The sequence below is a fragment of the Virgibacillus sp. FSP13 genome (assembly GCF_054048505.1).
Genome location: NZ_JBSVKG010000006.1, coordinates 89298 through 111442, shown reverse-complemented (window position 1 = coordinate 111442; position 22145 = coordinate 89298). Strand labels below are relative to the sequence as shown.

General features: G+C 37.7%; 33 protein-coding genes and 1 pseudogene. 29 read left to right on the top strand and 5 right to left on the bottom strand.

Annotation, left to right across the window (positions count from 1 at the left end; genetic code table 11):
- Positions 1-2 precede the first annotated feature (2 nt).
- From ACW2QC_RS07485 to ACW2QC_RS07370, 24 genes and pseudogenes are all read left to right on the top strand, one after another.
- Positions 3-1061 carry a hypothetical protein gene (locus tag ACW2QC_RS07485; protein ID WP_457543355.1) on the top strand — a complete coding sequence of 353 codons (1059 nt, stop codon included), beginning with the start codon at positions 3-5 and terminating at the stop codon, positions 1059-1061.
- Between the two features lie 13 nt (positions 1062-1074).
- On the top strand, positions 1075-1422 hold the full coding sequence (locus ACW2QC_RS07480; RefSeq protein WP_457543354.1) for a hypothetical protein: 348 nt from the start codon (positions 1075-1077) through the stop codon (positions 1420-1422).
- Entirely contained in the window at positions 1423-1806 is a 384-nt protein-coding gene (locus ACW2QC_RS07475) for a hypothetical protein (RefSeq protein ID WP_457543353.1), read from the top strand.
- A gap of 1 nt (position 1807) precedes the next feature.
- On the top strand, positions 1808-2212 hold the full coding sequence (locus tag ACW2QC_RS07470; RefSeq protein WP_457543352.1) for an HK97 gp10 family phage protein: 405 nt from the start codon (positions 1808-1810) through the stop codon (positions 2210-2212).
- Positions 2213-2215: 3 nt separating this feature from the next.
- On the top strand, positions 2216-3055 hold the full coding sequence (locus ACW2QC_RS07465) for a hypothetical protein (protein ID WP_457543351.1): 840 nt from the start codon (positions 2216-2218) through the stop codon (positions 3053-3055).
- 5 nt (positions 3056-3060) lie between these two features.
- Positions 3061-3267 carry a hypothetical protein gene (locus ACW2QC_RS07460; protein WP_457543350.1) on the top strand — a complete coding sequence of 69 codons (207 nt, stop codon included), beginning with the start codon at positions 3061-3063 and terminating at the stop codon, positions 3265-3267.
- 4 nt (positions 3268-3271) lie between these two features.
- Positions 3272-4684 (top strand): phage tail sheath subtilisin-like domain-containing protein, encoded by a 1413-nt coding sequence (locus ACW2QC_RS07455; protein ID WP_457543349.1) that lies wholly within the window; start codon positions 3272-3274, stop codon positions 4682-4684.
- A 16-nt stretch (positions 4685-4700) separates the two neighbouring features.
- Positions 4701-5135: a phage tail tube protein gene (locus ACW2QC_RS07450; RefSeq protein ID WP_457543348.1), complete on the top strand. Its 435-nt coding sequence runs from the start codon at positions 4701-4703 to the stop codon at positions 5133-5135.
- A gap of 17 nt (positions 5136-5152) precedes the next feature.
- Positions 5153-5605: a phage tail assembly chaperone gene (locus tag ACW2QC_RS07445; protein WP_457543347.1), complete on the top strand. Its 453-nt coding sequence runs from the start codon at positions 5153-5155 to the stop codon at positions 5603-5605.
- Positions 5606-8038: 2433 nt separating this feature from the next.
- A pseudogene (locus ACW2QC_RS07440) lies at positions 8039-8677 on the top strand (transglycosylase SLT domain-containing protein); the annotation flags it as partial.
- A 282-nt stretch (positions 8678-8959) separates the two neighbouring features.
- A complete protein-coding gene (locus ACW2QC_RS07435) occupies positions 8960-9619 on the top strand; it encodes a LysM peptidoglycan-binding domain-containing protein (protein WP_457543346.1) in 660 nt (219 codons plus the stop codon).
- The gene (locus ACW2QC_RS07430) at positions 9616-10575 is read left to right on the top strand and encodes an XkdQ/YqbQ family protein (RefSeq protein ID WP_457543345.1); all 960 of its coding nucleotides are present in this window, start codon (positions 9616-9618) and stop codon (positions 10573-10575) included. Before ACW2QC_RS07435 ends, ACW2QC_RS07430 begins: the two co-directional genes overlap by 4 nt.
- The gene (locus ACW2QC_RS07425; protein WP_457543344.1) at positions 10568-10906 is read left to right on the top strand and encodes a hypothetical protein; all 339 of its coding nucleotides are present in this window, start codon (positions 10568-10570) and stop codon (positions 10904-10906) included. Before ACW2QC_RS07430 ends, ACW2QC_RS07425 begins: the two co-directional genes overlap by 8 nt.
- Positions 10906-11361 carry a DUF2634 domain-containing protein gene (locus ACW2QC_RS07420; protein WP_457543343.1) on the top strand — a complete coding sequence of 152 codons (456 nt, stop codon included), beginning with the start codon at positions 10906-10908 and terminating at the stop codon, positions 11359-11361. The genes ACW2QC_RS07425 and ACW2QC_RS07420 overlap by 1 nt, the downstream gene beginning before the upstream one ends.
- On the top strand, positions 11358-12470 hold the full coding sequence (locus ACW2QC_RS07415; RefSeq protein WP_457543342.1) for a baseplate J/gp47 family protein: 1113 nt from the start codon (positions 11358-11360) through the stop codon (positions 12468-12470). Before ACW2QC_RS07420 ends, ACW2QC_RS07415 begins: the two co-directional genes overlap by 4 nt.
- Positions 12467-13024, top strand: a complete 558-nt coding sequence (locus ACW2QC_RS07410) for a putative phage tail protein (RefSeq protein WP_457543341.1) — start codon at positions 12467-12469, stop codon at positions 13022-13024. Before ACW2QC_RS07415 ends, ACW2QC_RS07410 begins: the two co-directional genes overlap by 4 nt.
- A 2-nt stretch (positions 13025-13026) precedes the next feature.
- A complete protein-coding gene (locus ACW2QC_RS07405; RefSeq protein WP_457543340.1) occupies positions 13027-13854 on the top strand; it encodes a hypothetical protein in 828 nt (275 codons plus the stop codon).
- Between the two features lie 12 nt (positions 13855-13866).
- Positions 13867-14292 (top strand): hypothetical protein, encoded by a 426-nt coding sequence (locus ACW2QC_RS07400; protein ID WP_457543339.1) that lies wholly within the window; start codon positions 13867-13869, stop codon positions 14290-14292.
- Positions 14293-14342: 50 nt separating this feature from the next.
- Positions 14343-14477 (top strand): hypothetical protein, encoded by a 135-nt coding sequence (locus ACW2QC_RS07395; RefSeq protein ID WP_457543338.1) that lies wholly within the window; start codon positions 14343-14345, stop codon positions 14475-14477.
- 62 nt (positions 14478-14539) lie between these two features.
- The gene (locus tag ACW2QC_RS07390) at positions 14540-14890 is read left to right on the top strand and encodes a hypothetical protein (protein ID WP_106494862.1); all 351 of its coding nucleotides are present in this window, start codon (positions 14540-14542) and stop codon (positions 14888-14890) included.
- Between the two features lie 133 nt (positions 14891-15023).
- Positions 15024-15347 carry a hypothetical protein gene (locus tag ACW2QC_RS07385; RefSeq protein WP_457543337.1) on the top strand — a complete coding sequence of 108 codons (324 nt, stop codon included), beginning with the start codon at positions 15024-15026 and terminating at the stop codon, positions 15345-15347.
- A gap of 37 nt (positions 15348-15384) precedes the next feature.
- The gene (locus ACW2QC_RS07380) at positions 15385-15603 is read left to right on the top strand and encodes a BhlA/UviB family holin-like peptide (protein ID WP_457543336.1); all 219 of its coding nucleotides are present in this window, start codon (positions 15385-15387) and stop codon (positions 15601-15603) included.
- A gap of 28 nt (positions 15604-15631) precedes the next feature.
- Positions 15632-15874: a phage holin gene (locus ACW2QC_RS07375; protein ID WP_457543335.1), complete on the top strand. Its 243-nt coding sequence runs from the start codon at positions 15632-15634 to the stop codon at positions 15872-15874.
- Between the two features lie 17 nt (positions 15875-15891).
- Positions 15892-16767, top strand: a complete 876-nt coding sequence (locus ACW2QC_RS07370) for an N-acetylmuramoyl-L-alanine amidase (RefSeq protein ID WP_457543334.1) — start codon at positions 15892-15894, stop codon at positions 16765-16767.
- A gap of 27 nt (positions 16768-16794) precedes the next feature.
- Here the strand turns inward: ACW2QC_RS07370 and ACW2QC_RS07365 are convergent, their stop codons facing one another.
- The 3 genes from ACW2QC_RS07365 to ACW2QC_RS07355 all read right to left on the bottom strand — a co-directional run bounded on the left by ACW2QC_RS07365 (position 16795) and on the right by ACW2QC_RS07355 (position 19641).
- Positions 16795-18228, bottom strand: a complete 1434-nt coding sequence (locus ACW2QC_RS07365; protein WP_457543333.1) for a hypothetical protein — start codon at positions 18226-18228, stop codon at positions 16795-16797.
- Between the two features lie 285 nt (positions 18229-18513).
- Positions 18514-18993 carry a Panacea domain-containing protein gene (locus tag ACW2QC_RS07360; protein WP_457543332.1) on the bottom strand — a complete coding sequence of 160 codons (480 nt, stop codon included), beginning with the start codon at positions 18991-18993 and terminating at the stop codon, positions 18514-18516.
- Positions 18994-19434: 441 nt separating this feature from the next.
- Entirely contained in the window at positions 19435-19641 is a 207-nt protein-coding gene (locus ACW2QC_RS07355) for a hypothetical protein (RefSeq protein WP_457543331.1), read from the bottom strand.
- A 151-nt stretch (positions 19642-19792) separates the two neighbouring features.
- On the opposite strand from ACW2QC_RS07355, the gene ACW2QC_RS07350 reads away from it, so the two are divergent.
- Positions 19793-19984: a hypothetical protein gene (locus ACW2QC_RS07350; RefSeq protein WP_457543330.1), complete on the top strand. Its 192-nt coding sequence runs from the start codon at positions 19793-19795 to the stop codon at positions 19982-19984.
- Between the two features lie 2 nt (positions 19985-19986).
- Positions 19987-20310, top strand: a complete 324-nt coding sequence (locus ACW2QC_RS07345; RefSeq protein WP_457543329.1) for a YolD-like family protein — start codon at positions 19987-19989, stop codon at positions 20308-20310.
- 30 nt (positions 20311-20340) lie between these two features.
- Here the strand turns inward: ACW2QC_RS07345 and ACW2QC_RS07340 are convergent, their stop codons facing one another.
- Positions 20341-20592 carry a hypothetical protein gene (locus ACW2QC_RS07340; protein ID WP_457543328.1) on the bottom strand — a complete coding sequence of 84 codons (252 nt, stop codon included), beginning with the start codon at positions 20590-20592 and terminating at the stop codon, positions 20341-20343.
- 74 nt (positions 20593-20666) lie between these two features.
- Positions 20667-20888, bottom strand: a complete 222-nt coding sequence (locus tag ACW2QC_RS07335) for a helix-turn-helix domain-containing protein (RefSeq protein ID WP_457543327.1) — start codon at positions 20886-20888, stop codon at positions 20667-20669.
- A 148-nt stretch (positions 20889-21036) separates the two neighbouring features.
- On the opposite strand from ACW2QC_RS07335, the gene ACW2QC_RS07330 reads away from it, so the two are divergent.
- The 3 genes from ACW2QC_RS07330 to ACW2QC_RS07320 all read left to right on the top strand — a co-directional run bounded on the left by ACW2QC_RS07330 (position 21037) and on the right by ACW2QC_RS07320 (position 22126).
- Positions 21037-21282 carry a hypothetical protein gene (locus tag ACW2QC_RS07330; RefSeq protein WP_457543326.1) on the top strand — a complete coding sequence of 82 codons (246 nt, stop codon included), beginning with the start codon at positions 21037-21039 and terminating at the stop codon, positions 21280-21282.
- 101 nt (positions 21283-21383) lie between these two features.
- Positions 21384-21755, top strand: a complete 372-nt coding sequence (locus ACW2QC_RS07325; protein ID WP_457543325.1) for a hypothetical protein — start codon at positions 21384-21386, stop codon at positions 21753-21755.
- The gene (locus ACW2QC_RS07320; protein WP_457543324.1) at positions 21752-22126 is read left to right on the top strand and encodes a hypothetical protein; all 375 of its coding nucleotides are present in this window, start codon (positions 21752-21754) and stop codon (positions 22124-22126) included. The genes ACW2QC_RS07325 and ACW2QC_RS07320 overlap by 4 nt, the downstream gene beginning before the upstream one ends.
- Positions 22127-22145 lie beyond the last annotated feature (19 nt).

The window sequence follows — 22145 nt, the reverse complement described above, 5'->3', positions numbered from 1 at the left end:
ACATGAAAACATATAGCATTGAAACATTAAAAGATAAACGTCGTCAGGGTACATTCGAATTGGATGTTCCTTTTTTATTGAATGGCGAAATGCAGACAGTTAAAAAGAAAATTGTAAATGGCGAGATGGAGTCATACGATCTAGGAAAACCAATCGGGGAAATGATGACTAACGCTACTACCCGAAAAGAATTCCTGCAAAAAGTCGTTCTTGATGTGGAACTCGGGCGTGAAGAAGTGCCAACTCTTTACGGTCCTATTTACGAGCGCATGGAGGATTCAAATTTCCCGGAAGACTTTGAAGCAAAGTGGGCGCAATATGGGCAGGTAATCTTTTTCGAACATGCAGAAGGTGAAGAAGTTAAGTTTGGTAGCCTTTCTGCAGAGCAAGGACCAATCGCACACATTCGTGGGTTTGCTGCCGGGTTTGAATACACAAAAGAGATTGAGTTGTTTAACCAAACATTTAATCTTGAATTGCTCAACCGCGCATTTGGCGAGGCGCACAACGCTATGTTGAACCATCTGCACTTTGCGCCAATCATCAAGGCGAAGTATAAAGCTGATAATAAAGCTGAAGCTGTCTATGTTGATGAAAATCGTAAAGAATTACAAAGCGAAGATGGTAGTCACTATATTTTAAGTCTGCGCGAAACAATCAAAAAAGGACTACAAGCAACACGTACAGCTAAACGTCCAGCAACTATCTTGCTTGCTAATTCCGCTGATCAATACGACATTGAAGAAGCAATGGGAAGCTTCACAATTAACGGCACACCACATAAAGGCATTTCGGGTGTTGACTCCATCATTTATTACGATGGTTGGGAAACAAATGTTGGTAAAAAATCTTACACTTACGATGGTGTACCTGCTGGTAAAATTTATGCTGTTCGTCCAAAACGTGGATTCAAAGAACTTATCAAACAAGACATGCAAATTAATGCAACGATGGGTGATGCTTCTCGTTTAGTTGAATCTCAAGTAATTGGAGATTTCTGGCGCGGTGTATTTGCTGCTGTTGAAGAAAACGTCCAAGAAATCACACTTCCGGGAAACTAAGGAGTGATGAATCATGACTCCAACTAAGGAGTTAAGAACACGTCTACGCAAGCTATTGAATGAGCGCATTCCAAGCGATGGATCAGCTGATGATACTAACTTTGCTGATGGCGAATTAGATGAGCTTATAAGTGAAAATAATAGTATTTATGCTGCAGCATCATTCGGTTGGACTGAGAAGGCCGCTCTGTTACAGGGTGACATCGAACAGTATTCAGCGGGTGATGAAAGATATACCCTAACATCGCTAAAAGATAAGCTGAGTCACGCAATGCAAATGGCTGCTCATTATGGGGAGCTAGGAAAAACGGATTCCGGCGGAGGATTTATGTTTAAGGTAACGCCACCAGAGGTGCTGTAAATGGATTTTGTAGCATTGAGAAAAGCGCATATTGATTGGAATATTAATCAGAATCCAACAACAATATCGATTAAACGAACAGAAAAAAAGAGGATCGGCGGTGGCTTCGACGAGGTTGGAAGCACTGTTGGTCCTTTTGTTGTGCGCGTTTTTGCTAAAAGTAGTAAGTCTGGAAAAGATGTCAGTACATTAGCAGGGACGAAAGAAGTTAATACAACGTGGTCTTTGCTTGCTGATTCGAACGCAGATATTAAGTCGGGTTCCGAGGTGAAAGACGAATTCGAAGTGGATGTGCTAGGTAAATTCCTAGTCATTTCTGTTCGCCCGCAAATAATTCAAAGTGCAATTGTCGGTTATCAAGTTGATCTGGAAAGGTTGAGTTAATATGTCGGGTGCAGTGGATAAAATCAGAAGAAAAAAAGCAGCGTTATACGCATTAGCTGAAAATTTCGCCGGACATATGGAGTCTTACGCTAAACAGAATGCATCTTGGGTTGATCGCACAGGCCATGCAAGACAATCTATTCATGGTGGTGTAGAAGAAAGTGGTGATGAGGTTACTATTTATCTTTCACATGGCGTTCAATATGGACGTTATCTTGAAGAGGGTACGTCACCACATATTATAAGACCTAAAACCAAGCAAGCATTGTATTGGTATGGTGCTAATCATCCTGTAAAGGAAGTGCATCACCCAGGAACAAGAGCACAGCCGATCATTGGACCAACTGTTGACACATTCTGGCCACGTATCAAAAAGGCAAGACGAGAATTGTTCAGGGAGGATTAGCGTATGAGGAATGCAATACGAGAAAAGTTGCTTGCAGAGATAGCGGAATTCAATGATGTATACGAGCCTCATGCTGCTGGTCCTGATTCCGATAAACCTTATGGTGTCATCCGCCAGGGTGTGGATACAGAAGAAAATGACTGGATGGGTTTCCGTAGAATTGTTGAGATCTGGCCTTATGTATCGAGGAGCACATTTACAAAAGTAGATGACCTGCAGAATAAAATAGTAAAGGCTTTGGATCAGCGAGTCATAACAGATTCCGCAACCGGAGAAGTGTTTTCTTGTATATATCTGGGAACAGCCGGGCAAGACGTTGTAGACAATGATTGGGATGCTATTACACGTGGACTAAGATTTGCTGTTATGGCATTACAACATGTTGAACAGGGCGCGATAATTAAATCAGAACCATGGATAACCGCATTGTCTAAATGGACAGGCGGTTTTTTAGATGATTCATGGACTGTATATGAAAACCAGTTGCCGCTTGGTTATAAAAGGCCGTGTGTATTGTGGCGGTTGGATAACTATCAGGTTGAAGGCGTTTCGCGTTCTGTTTACGAGGTTAGCAAGGCAATTGTCGGTCACGTTATTAGTCCATACGCCAATCAAAAAATTGAAGCGGGATCAACTATCGTTGAAAAATTAATGGCTGAAATTAAGGTTCCGTTAAATATTGATGACAGACGATATATGACAGTGCACCAACCAACTGCTGATTTTAAAGCAGATGGATTAAATAAAGGTCAAATAAATGTCCGGTTGTCGAGAAAATCGAGCCGGATTAAAGATGATATACCTATCATGAAAGAAATCAAACATTCGGGTGGATGGAGGTGATTTGGTTGGCAGATAAGACGGAGAAGAAGCAGCACAAAACAAGTGATATCGAATCAAAGTATAGTAAGGATGAACTTGTTTTAAACGCAAAGAAAGCATTTGGAGTCGCGCCGGAAGTAGTTGCCGGGGCACTTTTTAATTTTAAACAGGAAAAGTTTACAAAAAAAGAAGTTAAAGATGCAATTGATAAATTCTTAAAAAGGAAGGTGTAGTTAAATGGCACGAGGAGAATGGAATCCATCGGAAGAAAAAGTATTAGCCGGTTTTTATATGCGGTTTGTTTCTGCAGCAGAGAGGTTAATCAGCCCTAGTCCACGTGGGGTCGTGGCTATCCCTGTAAAGGCAAACTGGGGTCCGGTAAAGAAAGTTGTCGATATTGTTGGTAATGGCGGTCTGATAGATACGTATGGAAGCGATGTTTCCGGTGATTTCACAGCCTACAATGCTATTAACCTAGCAATTTTAGGTAAGCCAAGTAAAATACTAGGCTATCGGTTGACGGATGGTAGTGAAAAGAAAGCAACCGTTACACTAACTGGTGGTGAAACGCCAGCTGATGCGCTAAAATTGGAAACTATTTATCCGACAGAACGTGATTTTAATGTTACCGCACGTGAAAGTTTAGAAGGTAAAGGAAAACAAGAATTAATCCTATTTGAAGGAACGAAACAACTTGAATCATATACATTCACAAATGTTGATGAAGCTGTTTCTAAAATTAATACTGATAGCAAATACGTCACAGCTACTAAGGTTGCTGATGGTCCGTTGACTGTCGTATCTAATCAAACATTCACTGGTGGCAATGCCGGAATAGGATCAATCACAAATGCAAAATATCTCGATGCAATGACAGCATTTGAAGGTAAAACATTTAACGCTTTTGCATTAGATAGTGTATCTGAATCCGACTTACAGGCATCGGTTGTTTCCTGGACAAAGCGCTTACGCAGTCAAGGTAAACGTATTTTGTCATATTTAGGTGGCTCTGTGGAAGACGATAGGGATCCTAGTATAGGTAATGCACGTTCTAAAGACTTTAATTATGAAGGGATTATCAATCTCATTGTAAGTGTGAAGCTAGGTGATAAATTATATCCAAGCGGTGAGGCAGCCACATTTTTAGCTGGACTAGCTTCAGGACAGGAATTACAAGAAAGTTTAACGTTTGCATCTACACCATTTACGGATGTACAGCCTTCCCTAACCCCAGAGCAACGATCGGAGGCAACGTTGGCTGGATCCTTTGTAATGTTTGAAGAAAATGGTCTTGTGAAGTGCGCTCGTGGAATTAACACACTTACAGTTTTAAGCGATGATCAAAACGAATCTTGGAGCAAAATTAAACTTACTAGATTACGTGATGCCATTGACACTGATTTGGCCAATGAAGCAAATTCCCAATACGTTGGGAAGCTAATAAACAATGATGATGGACAGGCAGCTTTGTTATCAGCAATTAAGGTTTATTTCGAAACGTTGGTTCCGAATTTAATTGCTCCTGACTTCGTTGTTCAAAAAGACGAAGCATTAAATGCCGATGCTGATAAAGATCAGTTTTTCTGGGAGTATTACGTAACTGATGTTGACAGTATGGAAGAAATCTATGGTACAGGAAATCATCAATAAGAAAGGGTGATAATTAATGAGTTTAGAAGCGGAACGCGTCGTCAATGGTAGTTTTGGCGAAATGTGGGAAGACGGTCAATGGCAAGAAAATATTAATAGTTTGACTGCTAGTGTAGAGATCACAAAGAATGCTCTTAACGTATCGGGGACACGGTGGTCAAAACATAAAGTTGTAGGTTTGAACGGCACGGGAACAGCAAGCGGATTTAAAGTAACGTCAGGAATGATTCAGAAAAACTCCTGGGCAATGGGTGATCGCGGCGTTCCTAAAAAAACAGAATTAATCAGTAAATTAGATGATCCAGAAGCATACGGGCATGAGCGCGTACGGTTGAAAAATGTTAAGTGGGATTCCATCTCATTAGCTAACTGGACAGCAGGACAAGAAATAACTGAAGAAACACCATTTACTTTTGAAGGATTTGAATTGCTTGATCCAATCGAAGCTTAAAATAGGAGGTCGTGAAAATGGCAGAAGTCAACGAAAAACAAATATTAGATAAATTATTTAGCGCTGGCGAAGAGGATAGCGTGCCAAAAAGAAAGGTGACAATTGATCGAATTGACCTTTCTTTTTTAATGTCCGGATTACGTGAAGGGAAAATTGAACAGATCGAAAAACGGTTTACAACGAAAACTAGAGTGCGCGGGGAAGAACGCGAAAAGCTAGATAGTAAACGATTTAATCGCGCACTTGTAGCGGAAGCAACACTGGCTATCGGTGATGATGAGAATGTTCGTTTTGATCATCCGCAACTGCTTTCTAAATATAAGGCTTCAGGGGCGGAGCAAGTTGTTAAGAAAATTTTATTGGCTGGTGAAGTTGCACAATTAGCTGATGTGGTACTTGATCTATCTGGTTACTACGATCAAGCGGAAACGGACGATGAGTTAAAAAACTCCTTGCCGGACGAGGATTAACATTCCTTGTCTGGGAAGCCGCTAAAAAGCTTAGTAAATGGCCGAAGGAAATTTGGGAAAGGGATCCAGATGAACGAAGGCTGATTTTACGAGGCGTTATTAACGATATGGAAGAGGAAAACAGACGGGGTAAACAAGGGGGTGGCTTAATTGGCTGATGAATTCTATCGCGAAGAGATAATCTTTGATGTTAATGACGATGAAGCAATAAGACGTGCAAAAAGAGCAGAGGACAGAATAAAAAAGACTTTTGAACGCACTCAAAGACGCGCAAAAGCGTTAGGTAGGATGAGGGCAAAACCTATTATTATGGCTAGAGATAGAATGACAAAGCAAGTCACTAAAGCGGATCGAATGATTAGGCGCTTGGATTCCAAAAAAGCCTCCCCTATTATTACCGCTAAGGATGAAGCGACACGGGTAATTAAAAAAACAGACAAGCTGTTAACGTCCATGTCAAAGAAAGATGTTGAAGTAACAACAAAAATGAAAGGTGACCTATTAAAAGATATTTCAAAGACTCGAAAGGTCATAAAAGAAATTGACACAGCGAGGATAGGCCCTAGAGCTCGTTTAAAGGGAAATATAGTAAAGGAATTAAAGCGCACCGAAGCATTAGTAAGAACTGTTGGCATGCTGAGATCATACCCGAAGGTAACTTTAAAAGACCGTGTAACAGCAACACTCAAACGAGTGCAAAGTGGTTTACGGAAAGTATCATCGAAGTCGTGGGAAATAGTCATTGCAGCCAAGAACAAAACGTTTGCTGTATTCAGAGCGATTCGTGGCCAACTTACCAGCTTAAAAGGTATGGCAACAATCGCGATTTCATTTATTGGTCTAAACAAGCTTAATCAGGCAACAACTGGTGCTGCAATGCAATTTGAAGAGTATGAAGTGGCTATGGGTCACTGGCTCGACGGTAACATGAAAAAAGCTAACAAATTAATTGACTGGATGGGTCGTTTTGCTGATAAGACGCCATTTAATTCAGATGATTTATTTCCGGCCTTGACTAGAGGTGTTGGAATAACCGATAGTGTTGACCAAGCGAAAGACCTGTTAAAGATTTCCACTGATATGGCTGCGTTAACACCAGGTAAAACGGTTAATGATGCTATGGAGGCATTAGCTGACGCTCAAATGGGTGAATTTGAACGAATGAAAGAATTCCAGGTGAAAATGACCAAAGAGCAATATGATGCGATTGGTGGTTGGGCCGGGTTCATCGATGTTGTTCAAAAGCGTGTAAAAGGTGGAGCTGAAAAGCTATCTGATACCGCATCAGGCATGATATCTACAATACAAGGCTATGCAAAGACATATTTTCGTTCGCTTGGTGAAGGTATTTTAACATCCTTAAAGCCGAGATTAGAATCTATAAGTAAGTGGATCGACAATAACCAAGATAAATGGAATGAATGGAAAGAAACAATCCGAAAAGCAGGGGAACAGGCTTCTGAGTGGGCTTTTGAAAAGCTAGAAAAGGGATTTAATTACATTCGTGAAAACTATCTTGAAAATGAAGATTTTAAAAAACTAGATTTCGCTGGAAAAGTATCCTTCGTTATCGGCGATTTTACTGATAAACTCACCGAATGGGTTGAATCTGATGGTGCAAAAGCCGTAGCAAAAGCAGGGGCTGATCTTGGCGTTGGAATAATAACTGCTATGGCTAAAGCTATGGGAAAAGAGATATTAGAGGACCCTATAACAGCGTTTCTGTTAGGCGGGATAATAGGTTTAAAGACACCAGGACCGCCAACAGTAAAACTAGTTGTTGCTTTGGCAATTGCCGCAACTCCATGGGTTAAGAAAACTTTGGATTTTATTCGTGGTCATTCACCATATATAACGGACGAGAAAGTCAAAGAATATAACGATACCATGTCCGGTAAAAGTACACCAAAACATGGGTACGGTGGCTCGAATGCAAAAATAGATGAAGCACCGGAAAAAGGGTTTTGGGGTAGCACATGGGATAACATAAAAGGCGGATTTAATAGTGTAAGGAAAGCTGTACGCGGTTATGCAACTGGCGGTTTTATTAATCAAGAACACTTAGCGATGGTTGGTGAAGGTAATCGCCCTGAAGTTGTTATTCCTCTAGGATCAGAAAAAAGAGATCGTGCTATGGATTTGTGGCATAAAGCAGGGGAGATAATGGGTATCACCCCATTTGCAAACGGTGGCATAGTTAACGCTACTCCTAGTGGTGCAGTTGTCCAAGCCTCAATGAGTATCAATCAAGTCTCTGCATCAGGAATTGATAAAGAGGCGAATAGCTACGGTGAAAAATTTTCTGAATCAGTTGCTGATGGAATCAATGGAAGCGTTATTTATTTAGATAGCTGGAAGAAACGAAATATACACCAACCGATGCAAGGCATTGTAAAGGAAGCGGTTGGATTTGGATCCGACACAACAACTGCATTTGCAACTGGAATGAAGTCACAAGAGGCTAAAGTGAAGGAAACATCCAAGTACCTTGCTGAACAGGTTGAGAAGACGTTTAAAAAAGAATTAGGAATTCATTCGCCTTCTAGAGTAATGGCAGAATTAGGGCAATTTGCATCACTTGGAATCGTAAAAGGTCTTGATTCTGTTGACATCAAGGGGTTTGCTGAAAAGCAAGCAGGGTCACTAGCTGCAGCATTTTCCGGAATGGGTTCGATTGGTGGAAATGTTAGCGAATGGATAAAGGCGGCTATGATGGTCACAGGCGTCCCAGATTCATGGCTTGGGCCATTGTCTGTGATTGCGCAAAAGGAATCCGGCGGTAATCCGCTTGCTCAAAACAATTGGGATATTAACGCAGCAAGAGGAACACCGTCAAAAGGATTAATGCAAACAATTGGCCCGACATTTGAAGCGTACAAAGGAAACGGGATGAATAATATCCTTAATCCTATTCATAATGCGGTTGCAGCAATCAATTATATTAAATCACGTTATGGAACGGTATTTAACACACCAGGCATTCAATCAATGATGCATGGCGGACCATACAAAGGTTATTTCCGTGGAACACCGGGACCACTTTCTCAAGATCAAACAGCTTGGGTTGGCGAACGTGGGCCAGAATTATTGAAATTGCCTAGAGGGTCAGAAGTTATTCCAAATCATCAAAGCAGAGGATATAATGCACCTGAATATCAAGCACCAGAGCCTAACTATGATAATGGTGGCAGTGGTGGTGACGTACATTTACACTTTGATATGGATGGTATGGTTGGTCAAATCTTAGTGGAAAACAAAGAGGAAATCGACGGTAAAGTGGATGAGGTTGCAGATACCTTTGCTAAAAAGTTAAAAGCAATCATCGAAAATTTATCGTAATTGGAGGTGCGAAACATGGATTTTTACCTAATCCCTCCAGGAGGAAAGAAATTTCAATTCCCTGTGAACCCGGAAACGGTTGACGTTCAAACAGAAAAGCAAATAGACACAATTACCCTAAATGATATAGGGGAAATTGATGTACCTACGGGAGAGAGGAGAGCTGGTTATCAGTTCTCTTCTTTCTTACCTAAATATCATGATTCATACTGTCAGTATCAAAATATACCAGATCCGGATGCGGCGATAAAACAATTAATCAAAATGAGAGAACAAGGCAAACCAGTAAGATTATTGATTAGTCAGTCATCGATTAATGAATTAGTCTTAATTACGAATGTGAATCACCAAATTAAAGGCGGAGAAGTAGGTGACGTTTACTTTGATATTGAGATGCGCTCATGGAAAGAGGTCAAGGTCAGAAAAACCACACGAAAAATCACCGTTCCAAAAAGACCTAGACCTAATCCTAAGCCGAAATCAAAAACATACGTTGTAAAAAAAGGTGATACCTTGTGGGATATTGCTCGGGAATACTATGGATCCGGATTGAAATGGCGGAAGATCTGGAATGTTTCATCCAATAAATCAATGCTAATTAAAAGGGATAGTCGCAATAAAACGGATCCGGGTCACTGGATTTTCCCAGGTCAATCCTTGGTGATCCCATCATGAGTTATGAATTAATTGTTGATCGTAAATACGACATAAGTGAATTAAACGAATCGGTAGAAGTCGAGGAAAGCCTCGATGAAGTATCTGTTCGTGTCAGCGCGACATTTTTACAGACTAAAGATTTTCCAAAGTTAGATGGTGGGGAGGATTTTTCTGTATTCGGCAAACCATATGGAACCTCTAAAGTAAAACAACTATTTAGTGGTGTTGTGTGGGAAATAAACGATAATAAACGCGGATCTAATAAGATAACCCTTCAATGTTATGACCGAAGCATTTATATGGCAAAAAGTGAAGATGAATACCTTTTTCCAAAAGGAAAGACTGCTACACAGCACATCAAGCAATACGCCAATGATTGGGGCATTCCAACGGGTAAATTTGCTAACACTTATATCGCTTTATCAAAGGCAGTTTATAGAGCGCAGCCAATCCAAAGAATGATGGAAAATGATCTGAAGGAAACGTCTGATAAAGGCGGTGGGCTGTATATTCCGCGTATGAATGTAAACAAGCTAGAACTTATTCACTTTGGTAACAATAAGGAAGTTTGGATATTAGAATCCACTGAGGAAATTGATCGAACTAGGTCATTGGAAAACATAGTAACACAGGTTAAGGTACTTGGAAAAGAGGAAGAAAGCAAGCGATCGCTTGTACTAGCTACTGTCTCAAAAAATACAAAAAAGTACGGAACAATTCAAAAGGTGCTGCAGGATTCAAAGGTTAAAAAGAAATCAGATGCTGAAAAAGCAGGAAAGAAGATGCTGTCCGGGATTAGCGAAAGGATCATCGTTCGTGCGCTTGATATAAACACTATAAGAGTCGGCGATGCAGTGAAACTGGATGACAAAGAATGGTTTGTTGTTTCCGTTAAACGTAACTTGGGACCATCCGGGATGATGACATTAGAATTGGGATCACTTGATTATATAAGGAGGAAATACTATGACTGATCCATACAAAGATCTGGTCAGGACTTTGGAGAAAAGAAATAAAAAAAATATGCAATATGTCATGTTAGGTGTTGGCTCAGATCTAGGTACTATCACCTCCCGAATGGAATTGAAGTTGGATAATTTCAAGCATCCAATTAATGACTATATGATTTCTGAACATTTAACAATGAATCCTGATTATTTTACGAAAGTTGAGGAAAACACCCATGGACACAGAGTAATAACGAATAAAGAATTAAAACCGCTAGCACCTGGGGACAGGGTAGTAGTTCTACTTGTGAATGGCGGTCAAGAGCATGTAGTTGTAGCAAGGGTGGTGGCTAACTGATGCCGAATTTATTCCCTGAAGATGTAACGGATGATTTAAATGTCGAAGATATAGATGAATCTGAAATTGTTGAATTTGGACGGTCCTGGAAGTTCGATTTTGAAAAAGGTGAGTTTGTACTGAATCCAGTTGGCAAGGTCGTAGAAACATCTCCATATGATGCTTGGGTTGAGTGGTGTCAAAAGGCAATGTACACACAAAGATACAGATATCTTATTTACTCCGATGATCACGGCCAAGAATTTGATGAATTAATTCAATTGGATCTTACTCGAGATGCAAATGAAAGTGAAATACAACGGATGGTGACGGAATGCCTAATGGTTAATCCACGTACTGAAAGTGTTGGTAATTTTAGTTTTGAATGGGAGAAGGATAAACTGTATTTTTCTTTTGATCTGTACAATGTAATGGGAGATAGACTGCGAATGGATGAAAGCGTGGTGGTCAAATGAGCGATATCGAATTGCCAGCTTTTTTGGAAGATGAAGACGAAGAAACAATACTGCAGCGAATGTTGGATCTAATTCCTGACGATATTGATAAGTCAGAGGGATCCTATATATGGGATAGTTTAATGCCTGTTGCCATCGAGGTTGCGAAAACAGGGGAATGGGCAAGGATGGTGTTGGAAAGAGGATTTACATCAACTACCTACGGAAATTACTTAGACCTAAAGGCATCCGAAAAAGGACTAGAAAGACAAGATGCAGTAAAGTCCTTTGGTTCTGCTACATTTTATGGTACTGCAGGAACGATAATTCCAATAGGCACTCGAATTTCCACATTGTCCGATAACGTAACTCCACCGATTGAATTTGAAACAACTGAGCAAGGGACAATACCTGAAGAAGGTAGCGTTGTTATTCCAATCGAGGCGGTTATTGCTGGTGAAAGTGGAAACGTTAAAAAAGGTGCAATAAGTATTATTTTGAATGATATTAGCGGTGTAATATCTGTAATCAATCAGCATGCCACATACGGTGGCTTTGATGAAGAAAGTGATGAAAGATTAAGGGATAGAGTCCTAGCAGAAAACAAGAGGGCAGATGGTGCTGGTAACATTGATGACTATATATCTTGGTCTCAGGAAGTACCTAGTGTTGGGAATGTAGTAGTTGAACCCATTTGGGATGGGATAAACACTGTAAGAGTAATTGTTTTTGACAGAAATGGGGATTCAGCATCACAACAATTAATTAAACAGGTGCAAGATTACCTGGATCCAACAAAAGATGGTGGCGGTCATGGAAAAGCGCCAATCGGAGCAATTGTTACGGTTGGAACCGTCTCGAAAGTAAATGTAGACGTATCAATTCAAGGATTGCAAATAGAAGATGACTATAAGCTTGAACAATTAAAAGAAGACATAACAAAATCATTGGTTACTTATTTAGAAACGATTGATGTGGGTGGCACAATTATGCTAAAGGCTGTTTCTGCAGCGATAATCCAGACTGAGGGTGTGTTTGATTTTGCTGATGTTACCTTAAATGGCAATAAAGAAAATATACCAATTACAAATACCCAAGTTCCATCTTTAGGGAGTGTGACGTATCTGTGATCTTTAATGTTGATAATCTAACAACATCGGAAAGGTTATTAAATATGCTCCCAGATTACTATAAAAAATCTCTTGTAATGAAAGAAATAATGAAATCGGATGGGGCGGAACTCGGGATCATTCAAGATGGTTTAGACGATATATTATTGCAGTTTTACATTGATACAGCTACGTGGAGCATCACACTTTGGGAAAAAGAATATGATGTTGAACAGAAAAGTCATAAACCTATTGAAGAACGGCGGGAAGTCGTTAAATCAAGGATGAATAAAGGTGATACCTCATATGCAGTACTAATAAAAAGAGTGGCGGATGCTTACACAAACGGTGATGTTGAGACTAAGTTTGAAAACGGGGTAGTTGTAAAGTTTACTAGTTTTTATGGAATTCCATCTAATCTTGATGATGTGAGAATAAGCTTAGAACGGATTATACCTGCACATTTACCTTTGATTTTCAAGTATAGTTATGTGCTAATTAAAGAAATACATGGTGTGAAAACATTGCATGAAATGGAGCAATTAACACTAAATAAGTTTGCAGGAGGTGCGTGATTATGGCGAGCAATACGCAAAATTTGAAGTTGCTAAAAAAGGATCCAGTAGCGGATGGTAACGAAACATTTAATATTGAAACAATGCTTAATGATAACTGGGATAAAATTGATGAAAAGGTTGCTACAAAAGAAGAATTAGATAACATCGATGTTCCTGTTAAATCGGTTAACAATAAAACTGGTGACGTCACCTTATCAGCTAGTGATGTAGGCGCGGAAACACCAGCAGGAGCACAAGCCAAAGCAAATACAGTTGAACAGGCTGCAAATGAGTATACAAATCAAGAGGTAGGCGCCGTGCAGAAACAGCTTGATGATCATCAGATGGATTATTCGCAGTTTAAAGGTGATTTGTCTACTTTAAAAACAACCGCAAAAGACAGCATTCCGAATATCGTGAATGAACTTTTTACAAATGTCAGTAATGGGAAAAAAATAATCGGCGGGGCTATTACTGACGTAGACGATAGGGTGAATGTTCCTGCCGAGGCTACATTTAAGCAGTTGGCAGATGCGATAGGACAGATTCAGACAGGGAGGAAGTGGGCATACGGTGAAGGAACAGGACTGACTGGCATATTAGAAGTAAATGGACTAGATTTCACACCAAGATTCCTTATGGCGAAGTTCTTTGATAACGGACCTAATAGCGAAAGTAAAAACTTTAGTGCCTACGCTCCATTTAGAGGGGGAAATGAAACCTATAATTTAAACGCTTCGGAGTTCGCAGGAGACACTCATCCGATAAGGGACTTAGAGATGGGACCGGGGTACTTTAAAATGCTCATTTATGGGGAAAAACGATACAGGTGGTACGCATTTGAATAAAGGAGGGTTTATATGAAAATAGGAAGACGTATTTATTATGAAAAAGAAACAGGGAATGTAATCTTAGACACAGGAGAAAAGCAGGGATTCATCAAGAAGACTACAATCGAACAAGATATTAAAAACTATAGAAATTTGACTGGATTAAACCGAGATACATTCGATGTTCTTGAATTGGAATACGGTCAACACGCCCAAGATTTCGTGGAATCTAATGGTTATCGAGTAAACCCAGAAACTAAAACATTAGAGTTTAGCTATCCTGACCCAAACGAGGAGGAACCGCAAGAACCGGTTTACCAAGAACCTTTAAGTATAACGGTTGAAAACATGAAAAAAGAAAATGAACTACTAAAAGCACAAAACAAAGCAACATCAGAAAGAGCGGATTTTATTGAGGATGTCATAGCTGAAATGGCTATGCAGGTCTATCAATGATTATCCGCTTTTTATTATGGCTTCTAATCAAATTGGAAGGGGGTGAGATCATGATTGAAATGTTTTTCGCACAACGTGTTATTCTTGGCAAGACACAATATAATAAAATCCCATCTACTTTACAATCTGGTGTAAAAGAGATCCTGGAAGACAGCGGTCTTGGTTTTTTGATCGATGGTGAGTAATTTCATCGGATAGTCAACCCCACTTCCTTATGCTAAGATTATTAGAAAAGGAGTGGGGGGTTATGATTTTTTATCACTTTTCCAACGAGAATATTAATGTTTTAGAACCGAAGTTGGGTCCCAGGAGACACAGTTCGGAAGACTCATCAATTGTAAATAAACCAGTAATTTTTCTTAAAGCTAATGCAAATATCATGTTTTTCGACGGCAAGCCTTCGTTATTCAGATATACAGTAGATATAAACACCTTGGACAAAAACTTATATCGTGACATGTCAATGGACCATGATTATGAGATTATGAAATCACTAGATCCGACCAATGCCACTATTGATAATGCTGGGGTTTATTATTATTTGGATAACATCAAACCAATAAAAAAAGAGCAATGGAATGGAGAATTTTATGAATGATATATTATTGCGTTTTTCTTGCACATCAGGATGATGCGCAATAAGTAAAAGCACCCAATTGAGGTGTGTTTTTTATTTAAAAAAGGATTTATCCTCCCTTTGTCGAAATAAGTAGATGGAAGGGGGAGGAAAAATGAGACATTATAAAACTGAAGGTCTAATTGAAGGTTATATTCAACCACCAGTTGATAGAGTTGCATACACAATGGCTTTTATGGTTGAAGGTCAACTTGCATTAGAACTTAACATATCACATGCAGCAACTTTAAATTCAAATAGTGGGGTAACGGAAGAAAATGTTTATCAGTGGTTATGGGAAAAAGGAAATGAACTTTTTTTAGATGCACTTTCGTTCCCATATGGAACTAAGATTACCCTAACTTCCAATGATGTCATTAACGGAAATATAGTAACTCCATTTGAAAACTTGAAAAATGAAGGGATTAAGCATCTATAAAAGGGTGCTTTTTCTTTGTACTGTTAGGGGGAAGACGATGAATGAAACATTAATTCAATATTTTTTGACACAAGGGCCGTTCGCGGTCCTTTTTGTGTGGCTTTTTTATTCATCTAGGAAGGAAAGTCAAGAAAGGGAACAAAAACTTTATAAAACCATAGATGATCAAAACGATATTATGAAAGGTTTCAGTAGCAAATACGATATTGTCATAACAAAATTAGATGACATTGAAGAACGTTTACCACCCAGGTAGCGTTCTTTTTTATTTGTTTTGAAAGGAGGTGTTTTATTTGGACAAAGGTACATTGATCCGAACTGTGGTGCTTATTGTAGCGCTAATTAATCAGTTTCTAGTTACAGCGGGTTTGAATCCAATCCCCGGAGCAGAAGAAACCTGGGGAGAAGTAGTAACAATGATTATCACCGCTGTTGTCAGTGCTTGGACGTGGTTTCGTAATAATTATGTCACAGCAACTGGTAAAAAGCAGAAAGAAGTTTTAGACCGAAATAATCTTACAAAATAAAAAAGGAGATTGATATTATGACTTTCAAATTATATTTAGACCCAGGACATGGCGGAAGCGATCCAGGTGCAAGTGGATACGGAATTAAAGAAAAAGACGTTGTTTTAGACATGAGCCTACAAATTAGAGATTATCTTCTAAGTAATTACAAAGGCATTGACATTAAAATGTCACGAACTGGAGACACTTATCCTACACTCACGGAGCGAACAAATGAAGCTAATGCGTGGGGTGCTGATGCTTTCCTATCGATTCACATTAACGCAGGCGGTGGTACAGGCTTTGAGTCTTATGTTTATCCAGGTGTCGGCGGAAAAACGAAAGAATTTCAAGACAAAGTGCATAAAGAACTGATGCGTGACACGTACTTTGATTTTACAGATCGTGGGCAGAAAATGGCTAATCTACATGTATGTCGTGAATCGCACATGCCGGCTCTACTAACGGAAAATCTGTTTATTGACACTAAAAAAGATGCAGATTTTCTTAAGCAATCCAAACAAATTAAAGATGCTGCAATTAATCATGCACATGGGGTTGCTAAGTTTGCTAATCTGAAAAAGAAAAGTGGTGGGGGTACTGGCTCCGGTGGTTCGAATGGTGGAACGTATACCGTTAAGCCTGGAGACACCCTAAGCCGAATTGCAGTTGATCACAATACGACTGTTGCTAAACTTGTTGATATTAATAATATTGATGATCCTAGTCTTATTCATCCTGGGCAGAAGATTAAATTAAGTGGTTCGGCCAAGAAATATCATAAAGTCGTTTCCGGAGATACAGTATCAGAGCTTGCTGTCAAATTCGATACTAACTTAACCAAAATCAAAGCATGGAATGATCTTGACAACAACTTTACGATTTATGTTGGGCAGAAATTACGTGTGAAATAAAAAACGCCCCTCGTTATGAGGGGCTAATTAAAAACTTTTTGTAAGCCTGTATAAACCTAAAATCCTATCATCTTTCAAGAAACTGAGACCATATTCTTTATGCAATCCCTGCACTTTATTTATTAAATATTCGATATTAGTATCCTCTATTAATTCAGTTATATCTAATATGCCAGATAAAGGTATTTTTTTAACACCTAAATCATTTATATAATATTCTTGAAGGTGCATTAAGAATGCTGCTTTTGAAAAGCAATATTTGAAAGAGGTAGGGCTTATATTAAAATTAAAATCCAATTCCTTAAGTAAAGGTTCCTTGATGTTAATATTTAGAGATGTTATTATCTTCTCATCATAAACTTTACGATTGGTAAGTACTCTATGTACCTCGAAACAGTTGCTGTTAAAATCAATAGTATCGAATTGACTTACCCCAACTTTTATAAGATATCCAGCACATCCATAGTGTCCCATTTCAATAGACTTTACAATTCCTAAAATTATTATTTTTGCTAAACTATTACTTTTTTGGTCAATTTTATAGGAAAAACTCTCGCCATCTACAATTTGTTTATTTGAATATAAATCAGATTCGCTTCTAACAAGATTAAAAGCTAAGTTAATTATAGTTGTTAATTTTTTTACATCATTTTCCATAACTGATTTGTATATTAAAGAAAAGTATATTGTAAATATATTGGTTGCGGTAATAAATGCATGTGATTGATTTGACTGATTTACTAATCGAGTTAGACAATGATAAAGGTTTGGATGATTATTGATACTTAATATCGTTAAAGCGTTGTATAAGTTTTTATAATATTTAATGTTTCGTTTCTCAAAAAGTGTAACTTGACTTGTTAAAATTTCGGCATCCCCATTCAATTCAATTTCAAAAATGCTTTTATTAATTTGGAAGACACCTGGAACAATTTCATTATAATGCGACAAAATCTTTTCCGTATCTTCTGGTCTTAGGTTTTCTGATATTTTAGAAAGCAATAGATTGTTATTTTCAAGGCTTGTTTCATAAAGAACAACAGTTAAATCAAATAGACGTAAAGCAATGACTTCTTCATAATATCGATTATGAATGCCCTTAATAAATTCTGTTTGTATTTCTAAGTACTCATCTATACTATTACTTAAATCTTTAGGTAAGTTATATTTAATTTTGGAAATTAAAATTTGAATAATTATCTGAGAACTAATATTATATTGGTTGATAAATCTTTTTAATCGCCAACGAGGCACAAAGTCCTTTAATTTATACAGGATTTTAGATTTTCTGTTAGATCTTCCTCGTAATATTGATTTTGTTTTTTTGTTATTCTTTCTAAGAATTTTTAAATGTTTGTTTTTAACTTTAAAGATATTTATAGATTTAATTATTTTACCATATGAATATATTATATTAGCGCTCCAAATAAAGAAGATGACTATGGTCAAAATATTCATCAAGGTAGTATATTCATTAAATAACTTAGTGTTATTTTTTATCCCCCACAGAATTATTATAATTATAGTAAGTGTTATGAAGGAAATAATTGATTTCTCAACCTTTTGTTTGAAACTTGAATATGCAATATCCTTTCTTTCTCTGTAGGAAAATATGTATATAGTAAAACTTAAGGGGATGATAAACTTGAAAAAGGAAAGTACATCGCCTAAAATATAATTTGAAAAAGAAGACATAAGATTATAAATAAAAATACCCCCATAAAAATAACAATTAACAGTATCAAATTAAGATACTGTTAATTGATGGTGTTTGTCAAAGTAATCTTTTATAATACTAATTTCCATTTCATCGTCCGTATATATATAATTTGGAAGTCCTTTTCTTATTTTAAGCCAGGGTTCCTCTTGATGTGTTTTAAATTCTAACTGCTTTCCATTGAATTTTTTATATTTATCCCATACTCTTTCTAAAAAGGTTATCGTTTCACTATCTATTGATAAACTCTTTATTTCTTGTTCTGTAATGTCGTTTTTGATCTCATTGAAATCATATGAGCTATACTTTTTATAGACCTCCCTTACAACTGGGCCATGTACCCATGCCTCAATGGGTTCCTTGAAAAGTCTTTCTCCATGGTTTTCAGATAAATAATGACCTTGGGCGTAATAAAGCAACTTTTGTAGTTTTAAGTTAGTAATATTTTCTATTGTATTAGGGATACTTTTATGAATAAAATATTTGGCTAACTCTAAAGAATTATACATAAACATTTCCCTCCTTGCTAATTTTCGAATAATTAAATAAACTTATCTTTAATTATATTATCTCATTTATTTAGTTGTTTTACAAATAATTTTAGCCTACTGTGCGGCTTTTTTTAAACCTAATGGGATGTTACTTTTAGAAAATTATCTTTACATTCCTCCCAAGTCCTATATTCATATAAATAAACAGCATAATCATACTTTGTAGAATCACCCACGTGATTCCGAAACGACACTTTAACAACCTTTCCCGTCTTATTATCCCTTATCGTCAAATAGCAAGATTCACTCTGCCAGCTTTTTTCAAGTTTTAAACTGTACCTTGTAGGTAAATCACGTTTAAGTTGATCTACCAATGATTCAACATTTGACTTTATCTTCTCGCTTATGTAATACGGAGGACGCACATTCCTTTCCAATTTATATGATCCGATCCACATTTCAATTCTCCTTTTCATTTTTATACGTCCTAACATCACCCGACAATTCTGCACACAGCTTGTCACATTCCTTTTTACTCGGCGTATCTTTATATGCATTATATCTTTCCTCTGACATAGCGCCGCCAAACCAAATATGTTCCTCGTAATCCTCCAGTTCCTGTAATGAACCAAATCCAATCAAGTGACCATCCATAATCTTTTCCATATAAAATCCCTCCTCATAACTATAATCGAAATAAGCAGCACAGAAAGTGTCATCTTTCCGAAATAAAATCTATTTCCATAATTTAACCGTATATGTGTTCGCGTTTTGTGATATAATAAGAACAAACATTTCTAAACTGGAGGTTTTTAAAATGATGAAACCTGGAGAAAGACTAGAAATGATTTACATCGATCACAACAATAAAATCACACAACGAACAATCAAAGTGCTGCGATCAAATAAAGATACGGTGCTCGCTTATTGTTATACAAAGAAGCAAGTAAGGACGTTTAAAATTGAAAATATATTGTCTACACAACCAATAAGAAGAATGGGGGCTTAACGATGAACAAACTTACACCAGGTAGTAACATGATGTGGGAATCAAGTCGCATGATGTTGCCTGAACATAAAGCGCGGATACGGCAACATCAAAAAGAAATGATGAAAAAGACAAAACCAATCTTAGACGATCAGCAGAAATTAGAGATTGGATACAAATTGCAATGCGCATTACATAATGATTTGACTGTTGAGGTGAAGTATTTTGATGACGGGGATTTTTTAACGATTAAAGATAAGTTGCGGATGATCGATACACGTAAAATAAGATTACGTGAAGGAGAAGAAATAGCATTTAATGATGTGCTGGATGTCACAATAGAATAGCCCCTCATGAAAAGGGGCTATAATCATCAGCTATGCATTTTTTGGATGGACTCTTTTATTCGTAATTTTATTATAAGCAGCGTAAAACTTGTTTTCGGCGTATTTTAATGACGACCTATCATCTTCCATTTCCGCAAATCCTAAAACTGCTCTTAAAAGAAAATCGATTGTATAGTCTTTTTCTTTATCTGGTAGATCAAGATGCCAATAAAACGGCTCATCCGTATCTAAAATCTCCCTGCACATCAACGCTATCTTTTTACATCTTTCTTGCTCGCTCATTTTATAGCCTCCTTTTTAACAAGATATTCGTTTGCTAAGGGGCTTATTCATTTTAACGATTACGGGGCTATTTTTTATGTCCAAAAATCATCGAATTCCACATCATATCCAGCCTTTCTAAGCGCCTTTATAATCTTAGATCCATTCTTCATAGAAGGTGTATTATCATCATCCTTCGCTATCCTGCTAATACTGTTTTTGTTTACCCTACTCTCTTTAGCGATTTCCTCTTGTGTGATTGAGTTCTTATCAAGAAACTTCCCAAACTTTGAACGTGGTTTTCCTAGTCCGAACATTGCTACATCAACCTTTCTAAATATATGTTTAGGACCATCATTGACAATAAACTTGTACTTTAATCACATTTTTGTGATTTTGTATAAAAAGTTAGGAATAATGGACAACCAGTACATAATACCTATATATCAAGTAGGTGATATCCAGATGAAAACATCATTTAGAAGGGGTGTAGATGTCATGAGAATGAAGAATGTGCCTGTTTCTTTCAACTTGGATGACCCGGAACAAAAGAGATTGTACAATTTTTTGACTAGATTGCCCAATGGGAAAAGAAGAAACGCCAGCGGATATTTGAAAAGGCTTGTCGATCGGGATTATCAGATCCAAAAAAACGAGGATATAAAGCAAGTGTCATCTAAAGGAAATGGAGGTATCAAGTTAACTCTGTAGAAAAGCAAAAAGAACGCCCAAGGTCGCTGACGTTCTTCACTGTCAGCTTATGCGCGGGGTCTCTTAAATATGACTGTTTTATAAAAAAGGAGGTATTTTTTGTGCAGACAATAAAGTTTGATGATTTTTTAAATCGGAATTTCAAAAAAGAAAATAAAGTGGTGTCTCACTTTAAAAATCATAAGAAAATTTATTTTGCTGCAGGAACCGCATTGGTTTTTTTGGGAATTCCCGACATCACTTTTGCAAGTACCGGAATCGATGTAAAAGCGAGAGAACTTTATTTTGGTAAGTTCATGACCTTTGCGAAGTGGGCAATTATTATAAAAGGTGGCTGGGACACAATAAACAAGGCAATGAAAGAAGATTTTGACGGGGCTAAAAAATCGTTCTTTTCATATCTAATCGTTTATGTCATATTGCTAGGGTTACCGTGGGCGCTCGATGAAGTTGAAGGTGTGTTTGCGACATGATCGTAAAAATGAATGGAGAGAAATTGTTAACTGTCACTCCACCAACTGAACCAGAGCTCAATCCATTTCTTCCTGGTATTGAAAGTGGAAGCGCGGTAGTGGAAGGAGAAGTTCCGTGGTGGGATATTAAAGGTCAATTCGATTCAGCTTTTGAAGGCCTTAAAGAAGATATGACGGAATTCTTTGTAGAAGGAATAATTTCATTTTTAGAAGCTGCGGTAAAGGTTTTAGTTGATCTGAGTTATTCCTTTGCTTTAGTGGGAGGTGGCATTTTAATTCTTTTAAAAGTAACAACTGGTTCCCGAAGGTTAGGAAAATGGTTTTCTGCCTTGATTGTTATTCACTTTTTAATAACCTTTATTTTTGCATAGGAGGATGGACATATGAAGG

Excerpts from the sequence above, each read along its gene's own strand:
- ACW2QC_RS07425 (WP_457543344.1), top strand. The coding sequence starts at position 10,568 with ATGACTGATCCATACAAAGATCTGGTCAGGACTTTGGAGAAAAGAAAT.
- ACW2QC_RS07385 (WP_457543337.1), top strand. The coding sequence starts at position 15,024 with ATGAGACATTATAAAACTGAAGGTCTAATTGAAGGTTATATTCAACCA.
- ACW2QC_RS07420 (WP_457543343.1), top strand. The coding sequence starts at position 10,906 with ATGCCGAATTTATTCCCTGAAGATGTAACGGATGATTTAAATGTCGAA.
- ACW2QC_RS07405 (WP_457543340.1), top strand. The coding sequence starts at position 13,027 with ATGGCGAGCAATACGCAAAATTTGAAGTTGCTAAAAAAGGATCCAGTA.
- ACW2QC_RS07380 (WP_457543336.1), top strand. The coding sequence starts at position 15,385 with ATGAATGAAACATTAATTCAATATTTTTTGACACAAGGGCCGTTCGCG.
- ACW2QC_RS07320 (WP_457543324.1), top strand. The coding sequence starts at position 21,752 with ATGATCGTAAAAATGAATGGAGAGAAATTGTTAACTGTCACTCCACCA.
- ACW2QC_RS07355 (WP_457543331.1), bottom strand. The coding sequence starts at position 19,641 with ATGGAAAAGATTATGGATGGTCACTTGATTGGATTTGGTTCATTACAG.
- ACW2QC_RS07465 (WP_457543351.1), top strand. The coding sequence starts at position 2,216 with ATGAGGAATGCAATACGAGAAAAGTTGCTTGCAGAGATAGCGGAATTC.
- ACW2QC_RS07445 (WP_457543347.1), top strand. The coding sequence starts at position 5,153 with ATGGCAGAAGTCAACGAAAAACAAATATTAGATAAATTATTTAGCGCT.
- ACW2QC_RS07480 (WP_457543354.1), top strand. The coding sequence starts at position 1,075 with ATGACTCCAACTAAGGAGTTAAGAACACGTCTACGCAAGCTATTGAAT.
- ACW2QC_RS07435 (WP_457543346.1), top strand. The coding sequence starts at position 8,960 with ATGGATTTTTACCTAATCCCTCCAGGAGGAAAGAAATTTCAATTCCCT.
- ACW2QC_RS07345 (WP_457543329.1), top strand. The coding sequence starts at position 19,987 with ATGAACAAACTTACACCAGGTAGTAACATGATGTGGGAATCAAGTCGC.
- ACW2QC_RS07475 (WP_457543353.1), top strand. The coding sequence starts at position 1,423 with ATGGATTTTGTAGCATTGAGAAAAGCGCATATTGATTGGAATATTAAT.
- ACW2QC_RS07455 (WP_457543349.1), top strand. The coding sequence starts at position 3,272 with ATGGCACGAGGAGAATGGAATCCATCGGAAGAAAAAGTATTAGCCGGT.
- ACW2QC_RS07395 (WP_457543338.1), top strand. The coding sequence starts at position 14,343 with ATGATTGAAATGTTTTTCGCACAACGTGTTATTCTTGGCAAGACACAA.
- ACW2QC_RS07415 (WP_457543342.1), top strand. The coding sequence starts at position 11,358 with ATGAGCGATATCGAATTGCCAGCTTTTTTGGAAGATGAAGACGAAGAA.
- ACW2QC_RS07330 (WP_457543326.1), top strand. The coding sequence starts at position 21,037 with ATGAAAACATCATTTAGAAGGGGTGTAGATGTCATGAGAATGAAGAAT.
- ACW2QC_RS07390 (WP_106494862.1), top strand. The coding sequence starts at position 14,540 with ATGATTTTTTATCACTTTTCCAACGAGAATATTAATGTTTTAGAACCG.
- ACW2QC_RS07470 (WP_457543352.1), top strand. The coding sequence starts at position 1,808 with ATGTCGGGTGCAGTGGATAAAATCAGAAGAAAAAAAGCAGCGTTATAC.
- ACW2QC_RS07450 (WP_457543348.1), top strand. The coding sequence starts at position 4,701 with ATGAGTTTAGAAGCGGAACGCGTCGTCAATGGTAGTTTTGGCGAAATG.
- ACW2QC_RS07360 (WP_457543332.1), bottom strand. The coding sequence starts at position 18,993 with ATGTATAATTCTTTAGAGTTAGCCAAATATTTTATTCATAAAAGTATC.
- ACW2QC_RS07400 (WP_457543339.1), top strand. The coding sequence starts at position 13,867 with ATGAAAATAGGAAGACGTATTTATTATGAAAAAGAAACAGGGAATGTA.
- ACW2QC_RS07340 (WP_457543328.1), bottom strand. The coding sequence starts at position 20,592 with ATGAGCGAGCAAGAAAGATGTAAAAAGATAGCGTTGATGTGCAGGGAG.
- ACW2QC_RS07370 (WP_457543334.1), top strand. The coding sequence starts at position 15,892 with ATGACTTTCAAATTATATTTAGACCCAGGACATGGCGGAAGCGATCCA.
- ACW2QC_RS07430 (WP_457543345.1), top strand. The coding sequence starts at position 9,616 with ATGAGTTATGAATTAATTGTTGATCGTAAATACGACATAAGTGAATTA.
- ACW2QC_RS07350 (WP_457543330.1), top strand. The coding sequence starts at position 19,793 with ATGATGAAACCTGGAGAAAGACTAGAAATGATTTACATCGATCACAAC.
- ACW2QC_RS07335 (WP_457543327.1), bottom strand. The coding sequence starts at position 20,888 with ATGTTCGGACTAGGAAAACCACGTTCAAAGTTTGGGAAGTTTCTTGAT.
- ACW2QC_RS07485 (WP_457543355.1), top strand. The coding sequence starts at position 3 with ATGAAAACATATAGCATTGAAACATTAAAAGATAAACGTCGTCAGGGT.